Source organism: Gemmatimonadales bacterium (assembly GCA_036279355.1).
Classification (GTDB): Bacteria; Gemmatimonadota; Gemmatimonadetes; order Gemmatimonadales; family GWC2-71-9; genus DASQPE01.
Genome location: DASUJH010000051.1, coordinates 111,764 through 128,964, shown reverse-complemented (window position 1 = coordinate 128,964; position 17,201 = coordinate 111,764). Strand labels below are relative to the sequence as shown.

The window sequence follows — 17,201 nt, the reverse complement described above, 5'->3', positions numbered from 1 at the left end:
GAGCGCGGCGAGTGCAACACGGGTTGAGCGCCGTCCGCACCATGGGTTGCATACGCCCGCGTGGCGGGAGCGTGTGGGAATCGAACCCACCGGAGCCGCCGATGGCGTCTCCATCGCGGTTTTGAAGACCGGCCCGGACACCAGTCCAGATCCGCCCCCGTCATGTATCACGCGGTGCACACACTACCGGGCTCGCAGGCCGGCGAGGCGACGCTGGTCAGGATCGCTCCACCGCCGCGACCGCCTCGATCTCGACCCTGACCCCCTTGGGCAGCGCGGCGACGGCCACCGTGGAGCGGGCCGGCCGGTGGTCGCCGAACGCGTCGGCGTAAACCGCGTTCATGGCGGCGAAGTCGGCCATGTCGGTGAGGAAGACGGTGGTCTTGAGCACGCGGTCGAGGCCGGAGCCCGCGGCGGCGAGAATCCCGCCCAGGTTCTGCATCACGCGCGCGGTCTGCTCGGCGACACCTCCGGGAGCCACCTCGCCGGTGGCCGGGTCGAGCGCAACCTGGCCGGCCGTGAAGACGAGTCCGTTGGCGACCATGGCCTGGCTGTACGGACCGATCGCCCTGGGCGCGCGATCGGTGGCGACCGCGCGCATCAGAAGAGGCCTTCGATCGTGCCGTCGGGCAGCACGCGGATCGACTCGGCGGCGGGCGACTTGGACAGCCCGGGCATCGTCATGATGTCCCCCGCAAGTGCCACGACGAAGCCGGCGCCGGCCGATGGGTAGACGTCCTTGATCGTGATGCGGAATCCCTTCGGCCGCCCGAGTTTCGTGGGGTCGTCGGAGAAGGAGTACTGGTTCTTGGCCATGCAGATGGGGGTCTGGCCGAGACCGATCGACTCGAGCTGCTGGATGCTCTTGTCTGCAGCGGCGGTATAGTCTACGCCGTCCGCGCCGTAAATCTCCCGGGCGATTGTCTCGATCTTTTCCTTGATCGGCAGCTTCGCGTCGTAGAGCGGCTTGAACTTCGCCTTCTTCTCCTTGAGCATGGCGAGAATATCTTCGGCGACCGCTTCCCCGCCCTCGCCGCCTTTGGCCCAGACGTCGCTCAGCGAGGCGCGCGCGCCCCAACTCCGGCAGGCGTCGAGCAGGGTGTCGATCTCTTCCTTGCTGTCGGAGGTGAACCGGTTCACCGCGACCGCCACCGGCAGGCCGAACTTCTGCACGTTCTTCACGTGCGCCTCGAGGTTCACGAGGCCGCGCTTCAGCGCCTCGACGTCCGGCGTGCCCAGGCGATCCTTCTTGACGCCGCCGTGCATCTTGAGCGCGCGGATGGTGGCCACGACCACCGCCGCCTCGGGGTTCAACCCACCAAACCGGCACTTGATGTCGAAGAACTTTTCCGCACCGAGGTCTGCGCCGAAGCCGGCCTCCGTAAGCACGATGTCGGCGAGGCCGAGTCCGAGCCGGGTGGCGACGATCGAGTTGCAGCCGTGGGCGATGTTGCCGAACGGCCCGCAGTGGACCAGCGCCGGGCCACCTTCGAGCGTCTGCACCAGATTCGGCAGGAGCGCGTCCTTGAGGAGCAGCGTCATGGCGCCCTGCGCCTTGAGATCGCCGGCGGTGACGGGCTTCCGGTCGCGGGTGAATCCGACCACGATCCGGGCAATCCGCTCCTCCAGATCGGCGATGTCGGTGGCGAGCGCCAGGATGGCCATGATTTCGCTCGCCGGGGTGATGACGAACCGGTCCTCGCGCACCGGCCCCGCGTTGACGCCGCCCAGGCTGATGACAATGGAGCGAAGCGCGCGGTCGTTCATATCGATCGTGCGCGGCCAGGTGATGCGCCGGGGGTCGATGCCGAGCGCGTTGCCCTGGTGCAGATGATTGTCGAGCATGGCGGACAGGAGATTGTTCGCCGACGTGATCGCGTGGAAGTCTCCGGTGAAGTGGAGATTGATCTCGTCCATCGGGATCACCTGCGCGTAGCCGCCGCCGGCCGCCCCCCCCTTCACGCCGAACACCGGCCCGAGCGAGGGCTCGCGGATGCAGACGATCACCTTGTGTCCGAGCCGCCGCAGCGCCTGGGCCACGCCTATCGTGACGGTGGACTTGCCCTCGCCGGCCGGGGTCGGATTGGTGCCGGTGACGAGGACGAGACGGCCGGTGGGCTTGCGCTTGGCGATAGCCTCGGGCGCGATCTTGGCCTTGTTCCGGCCATACGGCAGGATCTCGTCGGGGCCGAGCCCGACCTCGGCGGCGACGTCGGCGATGGGACGCGGCTTTGCGGCCTGCGCGATGGCGATGTCCGTGGGCACGGGGGGGGCGGCGGTCGTCACGTCAAAGGACTCCGGGGTGGAGTGTAGGGTGCAACGGCGCGACCCGGGAGCCGAACACCCGCGCCGCGTTCGCGCCGGTGGCCGCGGTGACGGCGTCGAGCTCGAGCCCGCGGACGGCTGCGATCCGCTCGGCGACGAGGCGGACGAACGCCGGTTCGTTGCGCCGCCCGCGATGCGGTACGGGCGCCAGGTACGGGCCGTCGGTCTCGATCAAGATCCGGTCAAGCGGGGTGTCACGGATCGCGTCGTCCAGGTACCAGCTCTTGAACGTGACCATCCCGCTGAACGAGACATAGTGGCCCAGACCCACCCCCGCCCGCAAGAGGCCAATGCCGCTGCTGAATGAATGGAGGATGGCGACGGTGTCCCGGTGATTGGCGAGGATGGCGGCTACGTCGGCGTCCGCCTCGCGCGCGTGAATGATGGCGGGGCGCCCCGCCTCGCGGGCGATCGCCATCTGGGCGTCGAAGACGTCGCGCTGGACGCCGCGCGGCGAGTGATCGTAATGATAGTCGAGCCCCATCTCCCCGGCGGCAACCACGGCCGGGTTCCGAAGCGCCGCGCGGAGCCACTCGGCATATTCCTCGTTCCACGCCGACGCCTCGTGCGGGTGCAGCCCCGCGGTGGCCGAAAGGCGGGGCTCGGCGGCGGCAAGCACGAGCGCGCGCTCGGCTGCCGCACGAGACTCGCCGATGGCAATGATGTGCCCGACCCCGGCCGCCCAGGCGCGCGCCAGGGCGTCAAGGCGGTCCAGATCGTATGCTGGATCTGTGAGGTGGCAGTGGGAGTCGACAAGCATACGGAGTAGTAAGGGGGTCAGGTAGGCGGTGGGGGCGGTAGAGGCGGTAAGGACTCGGCCGGCGGACTCCCTCACCGGCTCTACCGTCCCTACCGCCTGTACCGTCTCGCTAGCGCCCCGCGGGCTGTGCCTTTCGTCCCGCCGGCGTCCCTACCGCCTTCTGCCGCGTCGTCCTCGCTCCTCTCGCATCCGGGCCCGGCCAGCGCTCCTCGATGGCCATCAGCACCGGCGACGCGATATAAATCGATGAGAACGTGCCCGTGAACACGCCGAAGAACATCACCAGTGCGAAGGGGCGGATCACCTCGCCGCCGAAGATCGCCAAAGCGATGAGCGTGGAGAGCGTGGTGCCGTGGGTCAGGATGCTCCGCGGCAGCGTCTCGTTGATCGAGCGATTCAACGTATCCTTGAAGGACTCGCGCTTGTGCTTGCGCAGGTTCTCGCGTACGCGGTCGAAGATGATGATCGTGTCGTTGAGCGAGTAGCCCACCATCGCGAGCACGGCGCCGACGACGACGAGGCTCACCTCGAGGTGAAGGACCCCGATGAAGGCGATGGTCGCGATGATGTCGTGGGCCGTGGCGACCACGGCCGCGAGCCCGAATCGCCACTCGAATCGGTAGGCGAGATACGCCAGCACGGCAAAGAATGAGAGGAAGATGGCGAAGAACGCCTTCTGCCTGAGCTCGCCACCGACCTTCGGACCGACGGCTTCGGTGCGCTGGATGGAGTACGTCCCCGCGCCGAGATCGCTGTCGAGCGCCTGGTGGACGGCGTTCGCGGTCGCCTGGGTGTCGTTGGCGTCGGTGCCGGCCTTGGCCACCCGCGCGCGGATCACGTACTCGGTGGCGGTGCCGAACTGCTGGATCTCGGCACCGTGAATGCCTTGCCGGTCGAGCGCGGATCGCATGCGGGCCACGTCGACCGGTTGCTGCGTCTTGATCTGCAGCAGCGTGCCACCGGTGAACTCGATACTGTAGTTGAGACCGCGCACCAGCAAGAAAATCAGGCCCGGCAGGATGATGGCCGCCGTGACGGCGTACGCGTACCGGCGGACCCGGATGAAATCGTAATTGGCGTGGGCGAAGAAGCGCGTCATCGTCAGATGCTCAGCGTGGACATGGCGGGCCGGCGGTTGAGCCACATGAGGAAGAAGGTCCGGGTGACGAACACCGCCGTGATCATGGATGCCGCGATGCCCAGAATGAGCGTCACCGCAAAGCCCTTGACCGGCCCCGTGCCGAACTGAAAGAGGAAGAGCGCCGTGAGCACGGTACTCACGTTGGAGTCGATGATCGCGTCCATCGCGTGCTTGAACCCCTCATCCACGGCGAGCCGGATCGTCTTGCCCGCGATCAGCTCCTCGCGGATCCGTTCGAAGATGAGCACGTTGGCGTCGACCGCGATCCCGATCGAGAGCACCAGTCCCGCGAGACCCGGCAGCGTGAGCGTCGCGCCGAACGCCGCGAGCCCGCCCAACGTGAAGAGGATGTAAAGGGCGAGCGCCACTACCGCGAGCACGCCGCTCCACCGGTAGTACGCGATCATGATGAGAACGACGAGCAGGGTGCCCACCAGCCCGGCCGTGATCCCGCCGCGGATCGAGTCGGCGCCGAGGCTCGCGCCCACCTGGCGCTCCTCGACAATCTTGAGCGGAATGGGCAGCGCGCCCGCCTTGAGCGTGAGGGCCAGGTCCTGCGCCTCCTGGAGCGACTTGCCGCTCAACGTGATCTGACCGTTCCGCCCGATGCGGCTCTGGATCACCGGCGGCCGCCCCTGCACCCGGCCGTCGAGGACGATCGCCATGTAGTCGCCGATGTGCCGGGCGGTCTCTTCGCCGAACTTGCGGCCGCCGGCACGGTCGAGCTGGAAGGTGACGATCGGGCCGTTGGTGAGCGGATCGAGCTCGGCCTTGGCGTCCTCGAGGTTGGCACCGGTGATGATGCTCTTCTCGTCGAGCGCGTAGAGGTACCGGTAGGATTGCACCCCGATGCTCGTGGGCGTGCCTGCCCAGCGAAGCGTGATGCCGCGCGGGAGCTGGCGCTTGATCGCGGGCAGGTTGAGCAGACTGTCGACCCGCGGAAATGCGGTTTCTGGCACGATGTACTCGCCGGGGACCGCACTCGCTTCGATCGCGGACGCGGGTTGCACGAGCGAGCTCAATACGCCGCCGATCAGGGGCGTCGTGTCGGCCGCCGGCTTCGCGGTGTCGGCGGCCGGCTTCGAGGTATCGCTGGCCGCGCTGGCGGTATCGCCGTGGAGCAGCTGCTGGACGGCGGACGGCTGCTTGGCGCCGGCGGCATTGGCCGCGCCCTTGGCACCGCCCGTGTCGATGGACGTGACACCCAGGCCCTTGAGCGCGCGGTCCATCGCGGGCAGCGCCTTCTCGAGCGCGTGGGTCTCATCGGTGATCTTGAACTCGAGGAAAGCGCTCCGCTGCACGATTTCCTTTGCGCGGGCGGGCTCGGTTACCCCGGCCAGCTCGACCACGATGCGGTCGTCGCCCACCTTCTGGATCAGCGGCTCCGTGACGCCGAACTCGTCGATGCGCTTGCGCAACACGGTCAGCGCCAGGTCGAGGTCGCGCTTGGGATCGGACGAGACCTGCTTCGATTGGTCGAGATCGAGCGCGAGGTGCATCCCGCCTTGCAGGTCGAGGCCGCGCTTGAGCGGCACCTGCTCCCGCTCGACGTTGTGCATGGCGCCATCCGCGCCACGCACGCGAACCGTTGCGGTGCGGGGGAAGAGAAAGTAGACGCACAGCCCGACAAGTAGGGCGATAATGATCAGGCGGTTCCGGATGTTCGTGGGCATCGTCTGCTCAGCAACTCACGCGTGCATGACGCGGCTAAGGTCCGGCGGCCCGGCGGCGAGGATCGCCTCGGCCCGCGCGCGATCGCGCTCCAACTGGTCCTGCAACTGCTGGACGCCGGCAAAGCGCCGAACGTCGCGGAGCCGCTCCACCCATTCGATGCGCACCCACTCGCCGTAGAGGTCGCAATCGAAGCCGAACAGATGGGCCTCGATCGACCGCCGCGCATCCTCGAAGGTGGGCTTGGGCCCCTGGTTCATCATTCCCCCGGCGCGTCCGCCGCGCCACTCCACCCAGACCGCGTACACGCCGTCCGGCGGAAGCAGCTTTTCGCGCGGCACGCCGTCGAGATTGATGGTCGGCACGCCGAGTAGCCGACCGCGCCGCTCTCCCGCACCCACGCGCCCGCTCACGGTGTACGGCCGGCCGAGCAGGCGCGCCGCGGTCCGGAGATCACCGCCCGCGATCGCGCGGCGGATCCGGCCGCTCGACACCGGCTCCCCGCCGGCATCGATCGGCGGCACCACGTCGACCGCGAAGTCCAGCTCGCTCCCGAGCCGGCGCAGCGTCTCGACGTCGCCGCTGCGGCCCCGGCCGAACCCGTGGTCGTAGCCGAACACCAGCTCGCGCATCCCACAGCGGGCGAGCAGCACCTCGCGGACGAACTCCTCGGGCGAGAGCCCCGCGAGCCGCCGGTCGAACCGCAGGAAGAGCGCGGTGTCGAGCGGAAGCTGGGCGAGAATCTCGCGCCGTTCCGGCCCGCTCGTAAGCAGCGGCGGCGCGGCCTGCGGGTTGATCACCGCGAGCGGATGCGGCTCAAAGGTGACCAGCACGCTTTTCCGCTTCCCGGCCCCGGCCCGCCGCGCCACCTCGGCCAGCACCGCCTGGTGCCCGAGATGCACACCATCGAACGAGCCAACGGTGACCACGGCGCCGCCGGCATCGGGTGAAATCGCCCCGCTCACGACGCCGCCGGCCGGCTCATGCGTCCTCCAGCACGACGCTCGGCCGGAGCCAGCCTCCCTCCTCGCGCGCCACGGCAACCACCTCGCCATCGGCGACCAGCAGCACGGCGGGACTGGCGCCCGCGACGATCGTGTTCTGCCCGGCCGCCGCGCGATCGGCCGGCATCGGCACCGCGCGCCCGTGCCGCACTCCTGCCCGCGCGGCGTCATCCAGCTCGACCGCCGGCAGGTCGGACAGCACGTGCCGGAGCGGGACCGGCAACGTCTCGCGCGTGAGCGCGTCGAGCGGCACGGCCTCCTCCACCCGCAGACGGCCGATCGCCTCGCGGCGAAGCTCCGACAGGTGCGCGCCGACGCCCAGCGCGTCGCCCAGGTCGCGCGCCAGCGCCCGAACGTAGGTGCCGGCGCTCACCACCGTCCGAAACGTCACCGCATCGCGGTGCCACTCGACCAGCTCGATCCGGTGCACCGTCACGGCCGTCTCCCGCAACTCCACCCGTTTGCCCGCGCGCGCCAGCCGATAGCTTCGGGTGCCGGCGACGTGCTTGGCCGAATACGCCGGCGGCCGCTGGCGCTGCGGGCCGCTCAAGGCAGCGAGCGCCGCGCGCACCCGGGATTCGTCCACCGCCACGGCCTCGCCGTCCGCCGCCCCATGCCCACCGTCCGCGCCCCCGATCGGCGTGCCGGTCGCATCGTCGGTATCGGTCCGCACGCCGAGACGCGCGGTGGCGAGATAGGTCTTCGACGCCGCCTCCACGAAGCGCGCCAACCGCGTGGCCCGGCCGAGCAGCACCACCATGAGCCCGCTGGCGAAGGGATCCAGCGTGCCGGTGTGGCCCACCGCGCGGAGCCCGAAGATCCGGCGCACCCGGCGCACGACATCATGCGAGGTGGGGCCACCGGGCTTGTCGATGAGCAGCGCGCCGATCAGTCGGGCGACTCCCGCCGGAGGCCGTCGAGCAGCGCGTTGATGCGCGCGGCGTGCGCGAGTCCCTCGTCCAGCTCGAAATGCAGCTCCGGCACCGCCCGAGTGGTCAGCGCGCGGGCGACCTTGGTCCGGAGGAAGCCTGCCGCGCTCATGAGGCCCTCGAGCGCCCGGGTCCGCGCTGCTTCATCGCCCGGAACCGCCACCAGCACGCGGGCGTGGGACAGGTCGCCGCTTACCCGCACCGCCGTGACCGTGACGAACCCGACGCGCGGGTCGCGCACCTCGCGGGCGAGCGCGTCGGCCACGACTTGCCGCACCGTTTCGCCCACCTGCTCGGGGCGCCGGGAGGACTTCATGCTCGAGCTCCCGCGGCGCCCATCATCGAAACGCCGTCGCCGTGTCGATGATCCGCACGCCGTCGGCCCCCTCCACAAGTCGGTCGGCCGAGCGAAGGGTTTCCTCGACCACCGCACGGGCGCTGCCGACCGCCGCGCAGGCAATTTCCGCCCGCTGCCAGAGATCCTGATGACCGGTCTCGGCCACCGACAGGTTGCACGACCGCCGGAGCGACGCCGTGAGCGGCTTGAGCACGCTCCGCTTGTCCTTGAGCGACTGGCACCCCTCGAGATGCAACTCCCACGTGCGCACGGCCACGACCACGCTAGACCGCTCCTGCCCCCGCGGGCTGCAGGGTCCGCTTCACCTCTTCCATCCGGAAGGATTCGATCCGGTCGCCGACCTTGAGGTCGTTGAAGTTCTCGATGCCGATGCCGCACTCGAGTCCCTCCTTCACCTCGCGCACGTCGTCCTTGAAGCGCTTGAGGCTGGAGAGCGCGCCGGTGTACGCCACGGCGCCGTCCCGCGTCACCCGCGCCCGCGCGCCGCGCTGGATGGTGCCGCTCCGCACCGTGCAGCCCGCGATGGTGCCCACTTTGCTCACCTTGAAGAGCTGGAGCACCTCGGCCTCGCCGAGCACGATTTCGCGCTCCTCGGGCTTGAGCAGCCCCTCGAGCGCGCTGCGTACATCGGCCACCGCCTCGTAGATGATGCGGTAGGTCCGGATGTCCACCTGCTCCCGCTCGGCCGCGGCGCGGGCGTTGGAGTCGGGACGCACGTGGAAGCCCAGGACGATGGCGTTCGATGCCTTGGCGAGCAGCACGTCGCTTTCGGTAATGGCGCCGACGCCGCGGTGCACCACGTCCACCCGCACCTCGCTGGTGCTGAGCTGCGCCAGCGCGTCGGCCAGCGCCTCCGCCGGGCCGCCCTGGTCCGCCTTGATGATGATGCGGAGCTGGCTCACGGCACCTTCCTGCAACGCGCGGCTGAAGTCCTCCAGCGTACCGCCGCGCGCGCTGCGCCGATTCTGCGCTTCGCGCTCGAGCCGCTGGCGCTTCTGCGCGATTTCGCGGGCCTCCACCGCATCGGTGACGACGCCGAAGATGTCGCCCGCGGCGGGCACGCCCTCGAAGCCGAGGATCTGCACCGGGATCGACGGGCCCGCGTCCTTCACCGTCCGGGCGCGCTCGTCGAAGAGCGCGCGGACGCGCCCGGAGAACTTGCCGCAGATGAAGTTGTCGCCGCCGTGGAGCGTGCCGCGCTGGACGAGCACCGTGGCGAGCGGGCCCTTGCCCGGGTCGAGCGTCGCCTCGAGCACGGTGCCGTGCGCCGGCGCGTTCGGGTTGGCCTTGAGGTCGAGCAACTCGGCCTGGAGGAGCACCTGTTCCAGCAGCTGGTCCACGCCGGTGCCCTTCTTGGCCGAGATCGCGGCCGAGAGCACGGTGCCACCGAACTCTTCGAGCACCACGTTGTGCTGGAGCAGGTCGCGCTTCACCTTGTCGACGTCTGCCGTGGGCAGATCGATCTTGTTGATGGCGACGATCATCGGCACGCCGGCATTGCGGGCGTGGCTGATCGCTTCGACCGTCTGCGGCATGACCTGGTCGTCGGCCGCGACGACGAGCACGACGATGTCCGTCACCTGGGCGCCGCGGGCGCGCATGGCGGTGAACGCCTGGTGGCCCGGGGTGTCGAGGAACGTGATCTCCTTGTCGCCGCCCAGCGTCACGTGGTAGGCGCCGATGTGCTGGGTGATGCCGCCCGACTCACCGGCCACCACGTTGGTCTTTCGGACGTAGTCGAGCAGCGACGTCTTGCCGTGGTCCACGTGGCCCATGATCGTAACCACCGGGGGCCGCGGCAGCAGATCGGCGGCGTCTTCCGGCTCGGCGGACTCGACCGCGGCCGCGTATTCGTCTTCGCGCACAGCCTGGAAGCCGAACTCGGAGGCGATCAGCTCGATCTGATCGAAGTCGAGCCGCTGGTTCACCGTGACCATCATGCCCAGCTCCTTGAAGGCGAACTGGACGATCTGGGTGGCCGGCACCTTCATGGCCGCGGCCAGCTCGGACACCGAGATGAACTCGTTCACCCGGATCCGGGTCCTTTCCTTTTCCCGCTCCTCGGCCATCCGGCCGGCCAACTGCTCGCGGTACGAGGGCTCGTCGGAGCGGCGTGCACCCTTCCGCGCTGCGCCGCCCTTCATAGTCTGCATCGTCCGCATGATGTTGGCCTGCACCGCTTCCTGATCTACCGACGAGTGCTTGCCCTTCTTGCCCTTCTTGCGGGCGCCCCCCTTCTGGGCGTCGGGGCCGAAATTGCGGGTGGGCGCGGCCGGGCGCTCTCCCGGACGCGCGGGCGCTCCGGGGCCGCCGCTGCTGAATACCGGCTTGGGACGGGATGGTGGGCCGCCGGCGCGCGGGGGCGCGCCAGCCGAGGGGGCCGGACGCTGAATCCGTGGCGGGATGAACGGCGTGCGCTGAGGCCGACCGGGTGAGGTAGACAGCACTGGCTCCGCGGTCGAGGCTGTGGGCGCAGCTCCCGCAGCGGCAGACTCATCATCGAGGTCCGCGGGCAGCGGTGGGAGATCCTTGAACAGGGCGCGCGCGCGCTCCTCGAGCGTCTGGCTCTGTGCCGGCTCCTGTTCGGCGCGCGAGCCGGGCAACTCGAATTCGAGCAGCGGCTTCTGCTCCTGCTCCGCGGCGGCACGGTCGGCCTCGGCCTGGGCCTCGACCTGGGCTACTTCGGCGGCGGTGCGGCGCCGCTTGGCGGGGCGCGCCTCGGCCGGCGCCGGCGCCGGCTCGGGCACCTTGACGGCCTTCCGGCGACCCCGCCTGGGCGCGGACCCCTCGGCGTTCTTGCGCTTCTCCCGCTCCCAGCGCACCCGCACCGCCGACACCTGGTCGGTCTCGAGCGGCGACAGATGGCTGCGCACGACGATGTTCATGTCCTTCAGCAGCCCGAGCAATTGCTCGGGTGGGACACCGAACTCCGTCGCCAGATCATGTACTCTCGTCTTGACCACTCAATCCTCCGTCACTGTCGCTCCGGCCGCTCACGCGCCGGTTCCCGTACCACCGCCCTCGGGCCGCGCGCCCCCGGCCGCCCCGGCCCCTTGCCCGGCGGCGCCGATCGCACGATGCCGCCGGCCAACCCGCGATCGCGCACCCCGACCACCATCACCGGCGGCCGCCCGAGCCGCGCGCCGATCGCCGCCGCGTCGGGGCCCGCCACGAGCGGCACTCTTCTCGCCGCCGCGAGACGGACGACCTTGTCCACCGCGCGCTCGCTCGCGTCGGACGCCACGACCACGCAGCTCAACTCGTCGGCCTGCAACTCCCGCCGCACCGCGTCCACCCCGATCACCACCAGCCGTCCTCGAGCGCCGAGGCCGATGAGGCCCAGTAGATCGCTCACGCCCGGGGCCGGGCCTCCTCGGCGCCGTCCTCGTCCGTCAGCTCGGCGAGGAAGGTCATGAGCTGCTCGGCCGCCTCGGGCGTCATGCCGGGAATCTTGGTCACGTCGTCGCGATCGAGGTCGAGCACGTCGTTGAGCGTGCGGTACCCCGCGCCGTTCAGGATCGCGATGAGCTCCGGCGAAAGCCCCTTGAGCTCGGTGAGCGGCACCTGCGAGACCATCTCATCTTCCGGCGGGAGCGGGGCGAATAGCGGCCCCTCGCCGCCGCGCTCGAGCCACTCGCGGCTGGAGTAGAGATCGATTTTCCAGCCGGTGAGCTCGGAGGCGAGCCGCACGTTCTGCCCGTTGCGGCCGATGGCGAGCGAGAGCTGATCTTCGTCCACCACCGCCTGGATGGTCTTGCTCTCCGGATCGGAGAAGACTTTCGCCACACGGGCCGGCGCGAGCGCCAGCCGGGCGAACCGCTCGGGGTCCGGCGACCAGGGCACGATGTCGATCCGCTCGCCGCCCAGCTCGTTTACCACCGCCTGCACCCGCGAGCCCTTGAGCCCGACGCAGGCGCCGACGGGATCGATGGCGTCGTCGCGCGAGATCACGGCCACCTTGGTGCGGCTCCCCACCTCGCGCGCGATGGCGCGGATGTCGACGATCTGCTGCTGGATCTCGGGCACTTCGAGCTTGAAGAGCGCCTTCACGAAGAGCGGGTCGCCGCGGGAGAGAATGAGCCGGGGACCCTTCGGCGTCTCCTCGAGCCGCTTGAGCACCGAGCGCACCGTGTCGCCCTGGTGGAAGTGCTCGCGGTGGTTCTGCTCGCGGTAGGGGATGATCGCCTCTGCCTCGCGGAACTTGTTCAGCATGACGACCAGCTTGCCGCGCTCGATCTGCTGGATCTCACCCGAGAGCAGCTCGCCCACCTTGCCGGCGAACTCCTCGCGGATGCGGGTCCGCTCTCCCTCGCGCACCCGCTGGATGATGCGCTGCTTGGCGGCCTGCACCGCAAGGCGGCCGAACTCGGCGAAGGAGATCTCCTCCTCCAGCATGTCGCCCACCTCGAAGTCCGGATCCTCGAATTGCGCGTCTTCCAGCGTGATCTGATAGCTCGGGTCCTCCACCGCCTCCACCACCTGGCGCAGGCGAACGATCCGGATGGTGCCCTGCATCTCGTCCACACTGAGCTCGAACTTGACATTCGGCCCGAACTTGCGGACGAGGGCCGCCTGGATCCCGTCGCGCAGCAGCTCGAGCAGGTCGGAGCGTTCCAGTTGTTTTGTCGTCGTCAGCTCGCGAAACGCGGCCAACATCTCAGCCGAACTCGACATCCCCAGACTCCGGAAGAGGGGCGCTTACGCCCCGGGCCGGCGCGGCGGCGCACCCTTGCGCCCGCGCTTCAGAAATGCATCCCAGTCCGCCATCAGGCGCGCCTCGCCGATCTCGGCGAACGGCACCACCTGCTCGGCGCCGCCGGGTGGACGGAGCACGACGTGCTCGTCGTCCGGCACCGCCACGATCTCGACTTCGCGCCGGCCGCTCCAGCCCGCCGCCCGCACCCGAGCACGGTGGCCCACGTAGCGGCGCCAGTGCTCGGGCCAGCGGAGCGGCCGTTCGATGCCCGGGGAGGAGACCTCCAGCACGTACCGGGGACCGACCAGAGCTCTGGATTCCAGGAAGCGCTCGAGCGTGCGGCTGATCGTGGCGCAGTCCTCCGCCGTGACACCATGGCCGGGACCGCTGTCCGGACGATCAACGCGAAGCTGCAGGATGGGGCGCTCCAGCGTACCGGTGCGGCGCAGGTCGGCGAGCTCGAAGCCCAGGCCGGCGAGCTGCTCGCGGATCGGATTGAGGAGCGCGTCGAGCGACATCGCGTCAATGAAAAAAAATGTGGGGGAACTCCCCCACATCGTCACTCGGCCCAACGAGAAACGGTCCAGCGATGGATGCCCGTTGCCAGCTCGGCGGGGGCGTCCGGGACAGCAGCCAAATATTAGTGGCGGTCTGGCAATACGTCAATGCGCTTCGCGGCCAGGAGACGTGCCGGTGCCCCAATCCGGCCGGCCGAGATAGGCCACCATGCGGCCATCCGTGCCGCCGCTCGCCCGGTGGCTGAAGAAGGTGGGCCGGTCGTGGGCCGAGCACCAGGCAGATCGGGTGATGTTTACGAGCCCGAGCGCGCGGCCCCGTGCCGCGAGGTGGCTGCGGAGGTCGAGGTGCCAGGGACCCCTGCCCTCGGCCGGCACGCCGCACGCCGCCATCACCTCCGCGCCGACCTCGTAGCAGTCGCCGCAGATGCCGACGCCGCAATGCATGGCGAGTTCGGCCGGAGGAACGCCCACCTTGCGCGCAAGCGCCCTGATCCCCCGCTCGAGAATGCCCGCCGCCGTGCCTCGCCACCCCGCGTGCAGCAGGGCGACGGCGCCCTCACGCGGCGCCGTGAGGTAGATGGGGATGCAGTCGGCCGCCGTCACGAGAAGCAGCACGCCGGGGCGCGATGTGACGTGCCCGTCCACCCCGTCGAGCACCACCCATCCGGCGGTCTCCCCATGGCGGGCGAGCCTCGCGCCGTGCGCCTGGTGCGCCATGACGTGCGCATGGAACCCGGGCTCGGCCTGGCGGAACTCGCGCCAGCGGGTCATCACATCGGCCACCGGGGCGCGGGTCCAGAGACCGAGATCGAAGTCGCCCTCCTCGCCGCCGCCGGTGCCGCGTCCTGTTATGCCGGCGACGACACCGTAGCGCTTGCGCCACCCGGGAATCTCGAACCGGGGTACCGGGCCCGCCACCGGCGCCTCCCGCACCGTGGCATCGTCAGTCATCCATACGCTCGATCGCGGCGCCCAGATCGTTCAGGCGCTCGTCGATCCGCTCGTACCCCCGCTCGATTTGGCCCACGTTATGGATGGTGCTAGTGCCCTCGGCGGCGAGCGCCGCGAGCAGCATCGCCATGCCGGCGCGGATGTCGGGCGAGTCCACCACGCCGCCCTTGAGCGGGGCGCGCCCCGAGATCACCGCGCGGTGCGGATCGCAGAGCACGATCCGCGCGCCCATGCCGATCAGCTTGTCCACGAAGAAGAGGCGGGACTCGAACATCTTCTCGAAGATGAGCACCATGCCGTCGCACTGTGTGGCGGTGACGATCGTGGTGGACATCATGTCGGCCGGGAACGCGGGCCAGGGGCCGTCTTCGAGCTTGGGCACATGGCCGCCCAGATCCGGGCGCACCCGCCGCTCCTGGTTCGCGTCCACGATGAGCCGGGTGCCATCGATTCGGGGTCGGATGCCCAGCCGGTCGAAGCCGAGGAGCGTGCTGCGGAGATCTTCGGGGCGAACCGGATCGATAGTGATGTCGCCGTTGGTCACGGCGGCGAGCCCGATGAAGCTCCCGATCTCGATGTGATCCGGCCCGATGACGTAGGGCGCGGCCGTGCCGTGCAGCGGGCGACCGCCCTCGATGGTGTACGCGTTCGAGCCGATGCCATCAATCGACGCGCCGATCGCCGCCAGGAAGCGGGCCAGGTCCTGGACGTGGGGCTCCGAGGCGGCATTCCGCAGCACCGTGCGGCCGCGCGCCGCCGCCGCCGCCATGAGCGCGTTCTCCGTCCCTGTGACGCTTGGCTCATCCAGAAAGATGTCGGCACCGCGCAGCGAGCGCGCTTCCAGCTCGTAGCACTCGCCCATGGTGACGGATGCGCCGAGGTGCTCGAGCGCCAGAAAGTGGGTGTCCACTCGCCGGCGGCCGATCACGTCGCCGCCGGGCGGCGGCAGCATCACCTTCCCAAACCGCGCGAGCAGCGGGCCCGCGAGCAGGATCGATGCGCGTATGTGCGCCGAAAGCTTGGGATCGAGGGCTTTGAGGCGCGCGGCCGCGGGATCGAGGCGAACGGCGTGGGGTCCGGTCCACTCGACGGCGCAGCCCAGGTCGGCCAGGAGCGCCAGCATCGTCTGCACGTCCCGGATCCGTGGCACGTTGTCCAGCTCGACCGGGCCGCCGGCGAGAAGCGAGGCGGCGAGGATCGGGAGGGCCGCGTTCTTGTTGCCCGCCGGCCGGATCGTCCCGTGCAACGGCCGCCGACCATGGACGCGAAATTGTGGAGGCATGGCGAAACGTCACTCCTGCCCCCGGGGGCGTCAAGCGGAGATGGCACGCAGCGCGTTATGTTGTCTGGAACGCACGGGAGGGAGAACATATGGCGATGCACGGGCTCTGGCAGGTTGCGGCGGCGATGCCGGGCTGGGTTGGTCCGATGGTAGCAATCTCGCTGGCGGTGGTGGCGCTGGCGTTCCTCGCGATCGCGTTCGGCGTGCTCGTCCTTCTGGCCAAAGTCGCGGGCCCCATTCGCCGCGCAAGCACGGTGGTGGATGGCGTGCAGGACGACGTGAGCCGGACGCTCACCGGCGTGCGTCGGCTCACCGAGCAAGGTCAAGACCTGCTGCTGCTGGTGCGACAGGAGGCGGGCGCCTTTGCACAGACGGGCAAGCGGCTCCGGCGGCAGGTGACGCGCGGCGCCGACCGGCTGCAGGAGCGAATGGAGGAGCTGGAGGCGCTGTATGAGGTGGTACACGACGAAGTAGAAGACACCGCCCTCGACGTCGCGGCGACGCTCCGCTCCATCCGCCGCGGCAACGGCGTGCTGGGCCGGGTGCGCCGGCTGATGGTCGCCGGCCGGCGATGAAGCTCGCCCGCTTCGCGCTGGCGCTCGGCGTCGTCGGAGTCGCGTGCCTGGTGCTGCCGCCCGCGGCTCATGCATGGACGCCGGGCACGCACATCTACCTCGGCGAGTCGATCCTCGCCAACCTCACCCAGCTCCCTTCCCCCATCGCCGCCCTGCTCAGCTCCTTTCCCTACGACTTTCTCTACGGGAGCATCGCCGCGGACTCGTCGATCGCCAAGCGCTACGCGCCGGTGGGGCGGCACTCGCATTTCTGGCACGTGGGCCAGGAGATCTATGACCTGGCCCCCACCGAATCGCTCAGGGCGTTCGGGCTCGGCTATCTCGCGCATCTCGCCGCCGATACCGTCGCCCATAACTACTTCGTGCCGCGGCAACTGATGCTCACGAGCAGCACGGCATCGTTCGGTCACTCGTACTGGGAGACCCGCGTCGAGGTGCACCTGGGCGACGCGTACGCGCGGACGGCACGCGACGTAATCATCCGGGACCATGGGCGCGCCGACGCGCACCTCGATCGGATCATCGCGCCCACGATCTTCAGCGTGCGGACCAACCGGCGACTCTTCCGCGGCATGGTGCGGCTCACCGACACCGATAGCTGGCAGCGCGCCGCGCGGACGGCGCGCGAGGTGAGCCGCTGGGACCTGAGCGACACCGACGTCGAGCGGCATCTCGCGCTGGCCTACGATCTCGTGATTGGCGTGTTGGCCGATGCGAACGCGGAGGCGAGGCACCTCGACCCGTCGGGCGAAGTGCCGCTCGCCACCGCCAAGGCCCACCGCCGGCGCGCGCTCCGCGAGTGGGGGCGGCGCGACCGGGAACGGCTCGCCGAGTTGGCGGAGGAGCAGTTCGGGCTGCCCGCGCGCGCGCTGGTGCACTGGCCCACTCGGTCCGAGCGGCTGGCGTGGCGCGAGCCCGGCGGACGACTTCCCCCTGATAAGTTGCTCGCGGCTTCGGACGAGTGAGCGCGCGGCAGAGGCGCGCAGAGGTA

At 69.9% G+C, this 17,201-nt stretch carries 17 protein-coding genes and 1 tRNA gene; 2 read left to right on the top strand and 16 right to left on the bottom strand.

Going from position 1 to position 17,201, the window contains the following annotated elements; genetic code table 11:
* Positions 1 to 61: 61 nt before the first annotated feature.
* The 16 genes from VFW66_13145 to murA all read right to left on the bottom strand — a co-directional run bounded on the left by VFW66_13145 (position 62) and on the right by murA (position 15,635).
* Positions 62 to 159 (bottom strand) — tRNA-Sec (locus VFW66_13145).
* A 58-nt stretch (positions 160 to 217) separates the two neighbouring features.
* The gene (locus tag VFW66_13140) at positions 218 to 601 is read right to left on the bottom strand and encodes a RidA family protein (GenBank protein HEX5387645.1); all 384 of its coding nucleotides are present in this window, start codon (positions 599 to 601) and stop codon (positions 218 to 220) included.
* Positions 601 to 2,286 carry a formate--tetrahydrofolate ligase gene (locus VFW66_13135; GenBank protein ID HEX5387644.1) on the bottom strand — a complete coding sequence of 562 codons (1,686 nt, stop codon included), beginning with the start codon at positions 2,284 to 2,286 and terminating at the stop codon, positions 601 to 603. The genes VFW66_13140 and VFW66_13135 overlap by 1 nt, the downstream gene beginning before the upstream one ends.
* A 1-nt stretch (position 2,287) precedes the next feature.
* Positions 2,288 to 3,085: a TatD family hydrolase gene (locus VFW66_13130; GenBank protein HEX5387643.1), complete on the bottom strand. Its 798-nt coding sequence runs from the start codon at positions 3,083 to 3,085 to the stop codon at positions 2,288 to 2,290.
* A 109-nt stretch (positions 3,086 to 3,194) separates the two neighbouring features.
* Positions 3,195 to 4,184 carry a protein translocase subunit SecF gene (gene secF, locus VFW66_13125; protein ID HEX5387642.1) on the bottom strand — a complete coding sequence of 330 codons (990 nt, stop codon included), beginning with the start codon at positions 4,182 to 4,184 and terminating at the stop codon, positions 3,195 to 3,197.
* A 2-nt stretch (positions 4,185 to 4,186) separates the two neighbouring features.
* Positions 4,187 to 5,899 (bottom strand): protein translocase subunit SecD, encoded by a 1,713-nt coding sequence (gene secD, locus VFW66_13120; GenBank protein ID HEX5387641.1) that lies wholly within the window; start codon positions 5,897 to 5,899, stop codon positions 4,187 to 4,189.
* A 15-nt stretch (positions 5,900 to 5,914) separates the two neighbouring features.
* Positions 5,915 to 6,862: a bifunctional riboflavin kinase/FAD synthetase gene (locus tag VFW66_13115; protein ID HEX5387640.1), complete on the bottom strand. Its 948-nt coding sequence runs from the start codon at positions 6,860 to 6,862 to the stop codon at positions 5,915 to 5,917.
* A 16-nt stretch (positions 6,863 to 6,878) separates the two neighbouring features.
* Positions 6,879 to 7,775, bottom strand: a complete 897-nt coding sequence (gene truB, locus VFW66_13110) for a tRNA pseudouridine(55) synthase TruB (GenBank protein ID HEX5387639.1) — start codon at positions 7,773 to 7,775, stop codon at positions 6,879 to 6,881.
* 14 nt (positions 7,776 to 7,789) lie between these two features.
* The gene (rbfA, locus tag VFW66_13105; protein HEX5387638.1) at positions 7,790 to 8,146 is read right to left on the bottom strand and encodes a 30S ribosome-binding factor RbfA; all 357 of its coding nucleotides are present in this window, start codon (positions 8,144 to 8,146) and stop codon (positions 7,790 to 7,792) included.
* Between the two features lie 22 nt (positions 8,147 to 8,168).
* Complete coding sequence (locus tag VFW66_13100; GenBank protein ID HEX5387637.1) at positions 8,169 to 8,450, bottom strand: DUF503 domain-containing protein; 282 nt, start codon at positions 8,448 to 8,450, stop codon at positions 8,169 to 8,171.
* 1 nt (position 8,451) lies between these two features.
* Complete coding sequence (gene infB, locus VFW66_13095) at positions 8,452 to 11,151, bottom strand: translation initiation factor IF-2 (protein HEX5387636.1); 2,700 nt, start codon at positions 11,149 to 11,151, stop codon at positions 8,452 to 8,454.
* An 11-nt stretch (positions 11,152 to 11,162) separates the two neighbouring features.
* Positions 11,163 to 11,543, bottom strand: coding sequence for a ribosomal L7Ae/L30e/S12e/Gadd45 family protein (locus VFW66_13090; protein HEX5387635.1), 381 nt, complete (start codon positions 11,541 to 11,543; stop codon positions 11,163 to 11,165).
* Positions 11,540 to 12,862, bottom strand: coding sequence for a transcription termination factor NusA (nusA, locus tag VFW66_13085; GenBank protein HEX5387634.1), 1,323 nt, complete (start codon positions 12,860 to 12,862; stop codon positions 11,540 to 11,542). Before nusA ends, VFW66_13090 begins: the two co-directional genes overlap by 4 nt.
* Positions 12,863 to 12,886: 24 nt before the next feature.
* Positions 12,887 to 13,402, bottom strand: coding sequence for a ribosome maturation factor RimP (gene rimP, locus VFW66_13080; protein ID HEX5387633.1), 516 nt, complete (start codon positions 13,400 to 13,402; stop codon positions 12,887 to 12,889).
* A gap of 144 nt (positions 13,403 to 13,546) precedes the next feature.
* Positions 13,547 to 14,353, bottom strand: coding sequence for a polyphenol oxidase family protein (locus VFW66_13075; GenBank protein HEX5387632.1), 807 nt, complete (start codon positions 14,351 to 14,353; stop codon positions 13,547 to 13,549).
* Positions 14,346 to 15,635 carry a UDP-N-acetylglucosamine 1-carboxyvinyltransferase gene (murA, locus tag VFW66_13070; protein ID HEX5387631.1) on the bottom strand — a complete coding sequence of 430 codons (1,290 nt, stop codon included), beginning with the start codon at positions 15,633 to 15,635 and terminating at the stop codon, positions 14,346 to 14,348. The genes VFW66_13075 and murA overlap by 8 nt, the downstream gene beginning before the upstream one ends.
* A gap of 89 nt (positions 15,636 to 15,724) precedes the next feature.
* On the opposite strand from murA, the gene VFW66_13065 reads away from it, so the two are divergent.
* On the top strand, positions 15,725 to 16,210 hold the full coding sequence (locus VFW66_13065; protein ID HEX5387630.1) for a hypothetical protein: 486 nt from the start codon (positions 15,725 to 15,727) through the stop codon (positions 16,208 to 16,210).
* Positions 16,207 to 17,175, top strand: coding sequence for a zinc dependent phospholipase C family protein (locus tag VFW66_13060; GenBank protein HEX5387629.1), 969 nt, complete (start codon positions 16,207 to 16,209; stop codon positions 17,173 to 17,175). Before VFW66_13065 ends, VFW66_13060 begins: the two co-directional genes overlap by 4 nt.
* Positions 17,176 to 17,201: the final 26 nt, after the last annotated feature.